This is a genomic window from Defluviitoga sp., from assembly GCF_035349255.1.
In the GTDB taxonomy this organism is placed as follows: Bacteria; Thermotogota; Thermotogae; order Petrotogales; family Petrotogaceae; genus Defluviitoga.
In genome coordinates this window covers 21,841-31,610 of sequence record NZ_DAOPSE010000016.1, presented here as the reverse complement: position 1 = coordinate 31,610, position 9,770 = coordinate 21,841, and the positions used below count along the sequence as shown (strand labels likewise).

Here is a 9,770-nt window from a genome sequence, read left to right as displayed (position 1 = left end):
CAACTTAAAAATTAACAATGGTTATAACATGTTTTTGTAGAGACGCCCTATATGGTCGTTTCCAAGGTTTTGATCATTATTTGAAAACAAAAAAAAGACGCTCTATCTCAGCGTCTTTGGTTTTATTTTTAAGTGCAAAGCACGTTTTTAGGACTAGGTAATTATTTGTATTCCGATTATTAAACTGTTCTATTGAAGTCTTGTTATAAATTTGTCAAAGAATTTATAATACATTATCTAATTGAGTTTAAGGGTAAGTTCACTGAATTTAACATATTAGATACAATAGCAAATTTTAAGTTATGGTAGAAACTTAATTCGGACTTAAGTTGAAACTTTTTATAGATTTTCAAATTTTATGTTTTCAGGTAATATTATTGTTTGATTATTTAAAATGCATTCATTAACGGCATTTTTTAAGATTTCTTCAAGCTCCCTAAAATTACCAGGATAGGTATAGCCTTCTAATTTTTCTATTGCTTCAAAAGATATTTTGTCAACTGAATAATTTAAATTGTCGCTGACTTCGTTTATAAAAGGGCTTTGTAGTATAAAACTAATCAAAAATCTTAAATCTTCTTTTCTTTCTATTAATGATGGTACATAAAGTTTGTATTTAAATCTATAATATAAATCACTTCTAAATGTTCCTTTCATAATCTCTTGTTTTATATTTTTATTAGTTGCAGAAATTACAAACGTTGGTACAGTTAAAGGCTCTCCGTCATATCCTTCTGGGGTTATTTTGTAATCGTCTAAATATAGTAACAGTTTTGCTTGTATTGAGGTGGGTAATTCTGCTATTTCATCAAAAAATACTATTCCAAAAATGTTTTCCATTAACCTTCCTTTTCTATCATTAGCTCCTGAAAAGGCCCCAATTCTTGAACCAAAGATTTCTGAATCGATAAGGTTTTCATTTATATTAACTAGTGAAAATCGATATAATGTTAAATTGTCATTTTTTGTTAATTCTTTTACAGTTTTGTATATGATATTAGCAATTAAAGATTTCCCAGTACCTGTTTCACCTTCTATCAAAATAGATGGTAATTTATAGTTTTCTTTTAATTCCTTTTGAATTAATTCTTGGGTTTTTTTTAAGTCAAAAGCTCTAAATTCACTTATTTTTAGATTATTAAAGTAACGTTTGAATGAGTTGGCAAAATCTTTTGTAATAATATGTAATTGATGATAAAATTTTTTCATACTTGGATCTAAGAAAATACTGATATATTTTTTTTCCTTATATAAATCTTCTAATTCTTCTTTTGATTTAACTTTCGGATTAAATTTCCAGGATGTTATATTTTTATATGGTATTTTTTTCAAAATTTCAAAATTTCTAGGATTTTCTTCAATACCATTATTTAACTTTCGCAATTCTTCTTTCAACATTTTTTCAAGTTTTCCTTTTTCTTCTAAATCGTATTTCAAACGTGATTTTCTAAAGATACCAATAATTTCATATTTTAGGAACAGATCAAATATATTTGGTTCAACATGATTTTCTATTAATAGTATGTATTTATATTGCTCTAAATTTATGTTTGAACTTGATTTGGTTGAGGATTCTTTTTTTGGTGGTGTTGACTCACTCACACACTCCAAAAAATCGGAAAATGGATCATTGTTTTCATTGATTGATTGGTTAAAAAAATCTTGTTCAACTATGCATATTTTTGATTTTGAGTTAAGTTCATTTGTAAATAATTTATCTACATTTATATTTTCATGTTTTTCTTTAAATTGTATTTTTAGTGATGAAATAATATCTTTTATATAATCTAAATTTTGTATATAGATCATTTGGCAGCCTCCAAGATATATTTTAAAATTTCTTCTAACTCTTGTAAAAATAAATTTGAATTTTTGATTGAGTTATAAAATTCTTTTATGTATTCATTGCTCTTATTATTTTTTTTTAAGATTTTGAACATTATAAATAATTTAATGAATTCATGGCTTTTGTGTTGTTCTAAATCGCTTTTGTGTAAATCAAAATATCTTTCAAATTCATTAAAATGATTTCTTGATTCATACATAATTTTTCTATATTCTCTGTATAATTTTATTTCTTTTGGAATTGGCCCCCCACCTTCTTTTAATAAGTTTGTAAGAGGAATCACTTCACCATTTGGAAGCATTAGATTATGATACGAATTTAAGTTTTTATCCACAACAAAGAAATCTTGCTGATTTCTATCACTAACAAACATAGCTTCAATTCGTTCTTTTGTTATTTGGATAAAGATTGGAAAACTATCCAAATATTTTTGTATTTGTTGGGGAACCTTATTACTATTAGTATAATGAATAAGCCTATAACCTTTGTTTGTTTTTAAAATTTCATATTTTATCGTTCGAGGTGCTATGTAAGGAGTGTCAAAAGAATAATCGTTTTTTTCATTCCTAATTTTCTGTGTAGTAGATTGATCTTCTTCGTCTATAATTTCATCGAAATAAACTTCATCTACATCGAAATTATTTAATTCAGGTTCATCTTTTAAGTTTTTGTAAAAAAATTTATCTTTTGTTTTCATTTTATCTTTTTTTTGATATTTATTGATCACTTTTTTTCACCTCTTCATAGAAGGCATAGCTAGCTCTTGGATGTGTTTCAAGATATATTTTAGATAGTTCAATATTTTTTAGTACTTTCATACCATTTTCAAAAGATATTACAGTCAAAGGACCTCTTAAAGTGAAATCATTAAAATATGATTTGACATTATCTATATTTTTTTCTATTAATAGTTGTGCAAATAAGTATAAGATTTCAAAATATATAGGATTCAATTTTATATTAGTTAATACATTGAATTGTTTGAGAGCTTCGTCTGTATGGAGACTATTAATAAAATTCTCAAAATTATCTTTTTTAAAGGCAAAGTCAAATATCTTGGAACTTATTGTGTTCATATTCATACCTTTTTTTCCAGTATGAAAAGTTTGCATAGAGAGTTGGGTGCCTCTTTCTCCAATGACATGGCCTGCTGATAATCCAATATATTCACTGTTTTCAAATTCTTTAAGAGTTGAAATGTTGTTACCTAAATATTTTTTAGAGAGTAAAAACTTGCCATTTTTTTCAATTATTTTTGGGGATAAGATTGTTATCTTCTTTTCTTTTTCAAATATTTTTGTTACCTCTTCTAAATTCTCTTCTGTAATTAAATAGATTGAGCCTTTATATTTATAATATCTACTAATAAATTCTGTTAATTCAAATTTGTGTTTTGAGTTATCTTCATTTTCTTTTGAGCTGGTATCAGATAGTGTTTTTAAAATTGTTCTAGTAAACGTTGTTTCAATATAATCATCAAAATCAGCGGTGAATATGCTTCCTAATAACTCAACTAATTTTCTAGTGAAGTATCCTGCTTCAGCAACGTGCAACTTTTTATCGATGAGTGTTTGTCTAGCTCTTGAAGCTATACCTTTTTGATTTGGCTCAACTTTAAAGTAATCTTTCAGATTTACCCCTCTTAGGAAGCAATCTTCAGAAACATCAGAAATTTTATTGTAAAGTTGTTGGTATTGATCTATGTTTCCTCTGCATTTTGATTGAGTTATATACTTCATGCTGTTTTCTTCTTCGTATTTTTCTATTTCATATATTGATAGTGTTAGATTGGTTTCCATGGAATCTTTTAAATAACCATTAATTATTTTTTTATTAATTAGAGTTGCTATCTGGTCATTTTTTGAATTTTTTATTATGTTTTTGATTTCAATAGAAAAAGCCTTTTGCATATTTTTTTTGTTTTCTTTGTTTTTATAGTAATAACCAAAGACCATATCTTGGTCTATTGAATAATTTATGCTTCCATTGCCTAGTTTAAAAGGATTATTCGTAGGAAGCATTTTTTCTAACTCTTCTTTTATTACCTCGTTTTGGTTATACGGATAGTATACTGCCATAGTATCTCCATCAAAATCAGCACCCAATCCTTCGCATATATTTATTGGAAGGCCGATTGTGTAATGTTGCCAAAATAGGGGTTTAAAAGATTGCATTGAGTGCCTGTGTAAAGAAGGTTGTCTGTTTAGGATTACATATTTTTCTTTTAAATTTCCATTATAGTATAGTTTATTTAGAGCCTTAGCTACTTCTATTCTTTTATTATAGTCTCCTTGTAATGCTTTGAATATATCTTTTAAATTTAGTTGATCACTTGAATGATTTTTAATCATTTCTAGTCCAAACTCAATTGGTAAAATCACGCTATCAATGTCAAGAGGTATATTTTGACCTAAATAATATTTCAAATTATCTTTTGGTTGTGGTGTAATAACGGTTCTTCCAGAATTGTGAATTCGTCTAGCAACCATGTGGGATCGTATATATCCGTCTTTAGATAATAGAAGATTTTTGATTGATTTGAGAAGTCTTTTGTAAATACCAGTATTTTTACTGTTCGAAATAAAAGAGATTAATTCATTGATTGAGTCGTAAATTTTTTTAATACTTTCTTCGTCATTATTTATTTTATTTACGTAGTTTTTAAAATTGCTTTCTAAGTAGTGTTTAAACTTATCGTAAAAATCCGGATATTCGTTTTTGCATTCTTTAACACTATATTTTTTCCTTTTTTGAATAAATGGTTCAATTTTTTTCCATGATAGTTTTATTTCATCAAAATCTTCAACTATTTTTTTTAGTTGTTTTTCTGATTCTTCACCATTAAAAAAATTGTTGTTATATAGGATACTATAGAGAAATAAAGGATTTTGTATATATTCTGTTTTTGTTGAAAGTTTTTGAGAAAGAAACATAATCATATCAGTTTCAAAATCTATTATGTTTGGTATTTCGTTTTCAAATTTAGATTTCATATATTCATCGTGCGTTATTATATAACCAAAATAATTCATTAGTTTGTAAAAAAAATCTACAGGAGAATCTTTTTTATCGAGTTCATTTTTATCGATGTTTTTATCCTTAACAAAGGTGTTGATAATATTAAGGTTATTATAACTAAACAAACACCAAAACTCCATTTCACCTATTTTTTGTCCTCCGTTGTTTGACTTGCCTTTTAAAGGTTGTTTATTCACTATCCCTTCTGAAGCTTTGTGTGTAAAGTGAATTTTGTCTCTTACACAATGATCTAATCTCACAAAATATTGAAACCCAACCGTCAAATACCAGTTTTTATCTTTATATTTTACTAGAAATCTTCCATAATTGTCAGAACCTATTTTTTGCAAAGATTCTAATATTTTATCCTTCTTTTTATATCCATTTTCAAAAGGGGAGACTCCATTTACATAATCTTGAAAGTCTGAAAATTGTTGTGCTATTGAGGAATGGACCTCATAGAGTTGCCCAAGATTCATTCTTGAAACTATCCCTAAAGGAGATAAAATCATCTCTAAAGTTCGTTCTGTTCCATTTACATAAGTCGTTGGCATTTCGTTATCATTTAGAATTTTTGCTATTGTTCCTTTATTTCCGTGCCTTCCCATAATTTTATCTCCTATTTCCAAGGGTTTAGTTACTTCAAATTCAATGGAAATTTCAATTTCAGTTGAAGGTTCATCATTAATATTAAAACATTTAAAAGGCCTTTCAGGTGTTTTAGGAAGTTTATTGATTTTAGCTGTATATTTTCCTGTATAATTGAATTTTCTTATTTTATTGTAATATTCTCCTTTTACTTCAAACAATGTATCTCCATATTTAACTTGATCGCCTTCTTTGACTTTCCAATAAATTACAGTAATATTATCTTTTAATTTATATGTCCATTGATTGAGTTCGTTTTCTGCAAATTTAGCTGGAGTAACTTTAACTCTAAATTTTTCTGTCTCACGAACAATCGTTTCCATCCTTTTTGCAAAACTTTCTGAAACTACAATTCCATCTTCAAAGTTGTATCCTTCAAAAAGACCATAAGCTATAAGTGCATTCACTCCAATATTTTCTTTTTCTTTTCCAGTTTTTATGTAAGGTTTTTCGGCCTTATTAAGTGTTAATGCTTGTTTTAAATTTTTAGAACCCATTAAAATTCTAGCACCATCAGAATGTAATATAAAAGGGATTTGGTAAGTAGCAAAAGACAGTATATCTTCAGCATTGGTTTTGTCTGAATTGTTAAAAAATTGGAATTTATTAATATCGTATTGTAGGTTATCAGAATCGACAAGGCTTAACGTAAGACCGATTTTTTCGGATTCAGGTGTTTCAAGAAAATCAACGATACCTCTATGAGATGAATGAGGCAATCTCATACTTTCGCTGACTTTTTCACTAGGGTACACAACTTTTCTGGGGTTAGAATAATATTCTATGTAGTTTAGTTTGTCAGGTATAAAAAAAAGAGGTATTTTTTTATACATAAATTTGTTCTTACTTATTTTATAGTACCGGTATGTTGTAACTCCAATCTTTCCAGCTAGTTTATTTATTAGGTAAAATCTAATTTCATTTTTATCTGAACTTTTTGTTTTTTTCTCTGTTAAATTTCCAAAAATAGTGCTTAAAATAGCTAAGTAATATCCAGGAATGATTAGTTTGGTATTTAAATCCAGATTTTTATCAGTAATACTTTGGATTTCTTCATCATCTTCATACTCTTTGACTAATTCCTCAATTTCGTAGCCATCGAAAATTACCCAGGGTGTATATATTTTTCTATTCTGATGTTTGAAATATCCATCTTCATCGGGATATAATATTTGTATATTGTTAGCCCATAATGTTACGTTGTTTATCTCTATTTCTATATCATATAGTCCAGATCTTGTTGCACTATCTTCAAGAGTTTCAGCAGTTTTTTTAAAATTTGCAATTTTTATGTTTTTTAGGGTATTTATTGTATTATTGTTTAATTTCAAAATCTTTTTGTTTTTTTCTAAATTAGTGATAATATAATTTAGATAATTATTTACAATTATTGACCAATCATCCATCATAAAATGTTCATAATATTGTTTTATCATTTTGTCCCTCATCTTCATCAAAAATTAGTTTCAATTTTTTACCACCAAAAGAAATATTTGCACCTTCCAGTTCCTTGTTTATATCGTTTTTTATATCTTCAATAACTTTTTCGTGAATCTCAAAGTTTGCATTATTCATCTTATTTTTTATAATTTTTAGGTGTAATTTTATATCGAACATATTTTGATTATCCCACTCTAACCAAGTAGGGTATATAGCAGCTACACTTCTATGTTTCTCAAAATGAGTAAACTGACTTGCTTTAAAAGCAATAGTATCTAATAGTTCCATTTCAGAAGAGTTAATATTGTACTCTATTTCGGGTTTTAATAATTTTGCTTTTACAAAATTATAGACTTCTGATTCTAAATTTTTGCAGATGCTTTCTATTTTAATATATAACTCTTTTTGTTTTTCTAAGTTTTCTGAAGTTAATGATTCGACATCAATTAGCTCTATTTCATTTTTTAACTTTTGTAATTCTTGTAAGAACACTGCATTACAATAATTATTTTTGTATTTATCGATTAAAGTTAATGCTTCAAATTTTGTTCGATTAAGTCGAGCTCTATGATGTGCATCTGTAATTATTCTATCAGCTTGAACGTCTGTTCCATCAATAAATTTTAGCCATCTTGCAGCATGAATGATAACTTTCTTTAAGAGATCGTCGTTAATAGGAGAATGTGTAGAATACAGAAGAGCTTCTAAAGGGATTGTATCAATTTTAAAGGTTTCTACAAATAATTTTTGGGAATTATGGCCTTTATCAGTATTATCAATAGGCAAATAACCTCGATGGTATTTACAAACAAGTTTGATTGCCTCGATTATTTCTTTTTTATTGTTTCCAAAAATATTATCTAAATCGTATCTAATTTTATCGTTTTTTTTGTTAGTTTCTAAAATTCCAAACATATTTTTGTTATTTTGTTCTTCTTCTATTAATTGTACAGTTAATTCGTTGTGTAGATCTCTAATCATAGAAGGGAAATTATCTAAATATATATAATTTCCATCTTTAAGTCTATATTTGGAGTATGTGTGCCCAAGATCATGAATATTTATCGAAACAATCAAAATAAAATAATAAATGTATTTGTAAGTAATATTTGTATCAGAGTAATATTTGTCTTTTATTTCTTCAGGTAGAAAATTATCTTCACCAATGATATTTATCAAACTCGCAGTAAAATCCATGAGCCTTTTGCTATGTCGTTGAGAGTGTTCGACGGTCTCGGGTATTAGATCACCTATCCATTGCTTAGACCATTTTGTTTTAATCATGTATTCAATATAATTTTTCATATTAATTAGTTGATTATCTTGAGATTTCTCATTGTCTTTAATGTCAAAAATACTCAGAAGATTTTCTCCAAATCCAAAAGGTATTTCTCTTTTATCTTCATAATCGTTTAATATTCTATTTAATGGGTAAAAAGGTTTTAAACCCTTTTTTTCAGGATCATATATAAAAAGTGCAGAAATATCATAATTTAATGTTAAATATTGAGAAATATCTAAATTGTTTTTATCTTCATTATTAAATTCTAAGGCGTTTATTATTGAGTATATTCTATCAAAATAGTCATAATCCCAATCCAATCCAAACGCTGGAAATTCCTCAATATTTCCTTCTTGATATTTATAATAAAATGGAATATTTTTAAACATTGAATAAATAGCCGTAACTAAACCCAAATTTTTATATCCCCCGGTAACATCTACTATTACCTCATCTTTTGCCTTATTCTTTAAAATTTCATCGAGTATATCCCATGTATTTTCAAAAAGGTATTGTGAAGAACTACTTTCTATTGGATAGGTTTTAACATTTAAACCATATTTTTTTTCAAAAATACATTTTAAAAGAGCACCGACAAAAGAAATATCTGATTGGAAATAGGGATGGTTGGTTTCTAGACAGGAGTTATCTTTTGAAAGAAAAGGACCAGGGGTTAGAAGATAGAGGTTTTTAATATTGTATCCGTTTTTTAATAGTAGATTGTAAGTGTCTATTTCTGCACATATATCAGGACTAATGTCTAGTGATTTTATCTGATCAAATTTGCTTTCTTTAAATTTTGAAACTATTGATTCATATTGACTCTTAAATTCTCCTTGATTTTTAATAGATATTCCTTGAGTCATAACTAAAGTTATATTTCCCTTTAATTTATTTTTCACAAAATTTATCAAATCAAAAATGCTCTTTGTATTTTTTGATTTAGAATTATATTCTTGCCACTCAATGATTTTAGCTAAATTTTTATTTTTGAAATCTTCATAACTGTCTATTATTTTTACAAGATTATTTAGAGGATAATTATTGCTTTCTAAATAATTATCAAAATTATCATTTTTGACTATTTCTTTTTCTTCTATTTCCATAAGATAATCAATCAAGGGTTTGTTGTTTATATTTTCGAATGGGGTTAAAAACTCGTCTATAATGATTTCAGGGTCATCATTAAAAATGTATCTTACTTTGGCAATGGTCTTAAAAGTTTCAAAATAATAAAATTTTTTTGATATTTCCTCTGGAGAAACTGATCTTTCATTTTCTTTTCTTACCGTTTTGTCATTTGTGTTACTTTTTTCCGTAATTGTCCATTCTTGAAAAAAACCAGTGGGTAGTTTTTTTAAAGTTAATCTGTATCTAATATCCATTTCTTCTTCTACATACCATTGAATAATTCCTACCTTAGAATATTTATGTGATTCTATAATTTTGCCAAAAGTGTTTTTGTCAAGAAGGTATTTAAATTCTTTTTCGTTATTCAACAAATTCACTCCTTAATTTTTAACTGGATATGAATAT

At 26.7% G+C, this 9,770-nt stretch carries 4 protein-coding genes; all 4 read right to left on the bottom strand.

All coding sequences use genetic code 11. From position 1 onward, the window contains the following. Positions 1-339 precede the first annotated feature (339 nt). From PKN74_RS05375 to PKN74_RS05360, 4 genes are read right to left on the bottom strand one after another with little or no spacing between them, the layout of a single operon-like run. Positions 340-1,809 carry a sigma-54-dependent transcriptional regulator gene (locus PKN74_RS05375; RefSeq protein ID WP_472309341.1) on the bottom strand — a complete coding sequence of 490 codons (1,470 nt, stop codon included), beginning with the start codon at positions 1,807-1,809 and terminating at the stop codon, positions 340-342. After that, positions 1,806-2,573, bottom strand: coding sequence for a hypothetical protein (locus PKN74_RS05370; RefSeq protein ID WP_472309339.1), 768 nt, complete (start codon positions 2,571-2,573; stop codon positions 1,806-1,808). The genes PKN74_RS05375 and PKN74_RS05370 overlap by 4 nt, the downstream gene beginning before the upstream one ends. After that, positions 2,563-6,948, bottom strand: coding sequence for a hypothetical protein (locus PKN74_RS05365; RefSeq protein ID WP_472309337.1), 4,386 nt, complete (start codon positions 6,946-6,948; stop codon positions 2,563-2,565). Before PKN74_RS05365 ends, PKN74_RS05370 begins: the two co-directional genes overlap by 11 nt. Beyond that, positions 6,929-9,733, bottom strand: a complete 2,805-nt coding sequence (locus PKN74_RS05360) for an HD domain-containing protein (protein WP_472309335.1) — start codon at positions 9,731-9,733, stop codon at positions 6,929-6,931. The genes PKN74_RS05365 and PKN74_RS05360 overlap by 20 nt, the downstream gene beginning before the upstream one ends. Between the last annotated feature and the right edge of the window lie 37 nt (positions 9,734-9,770).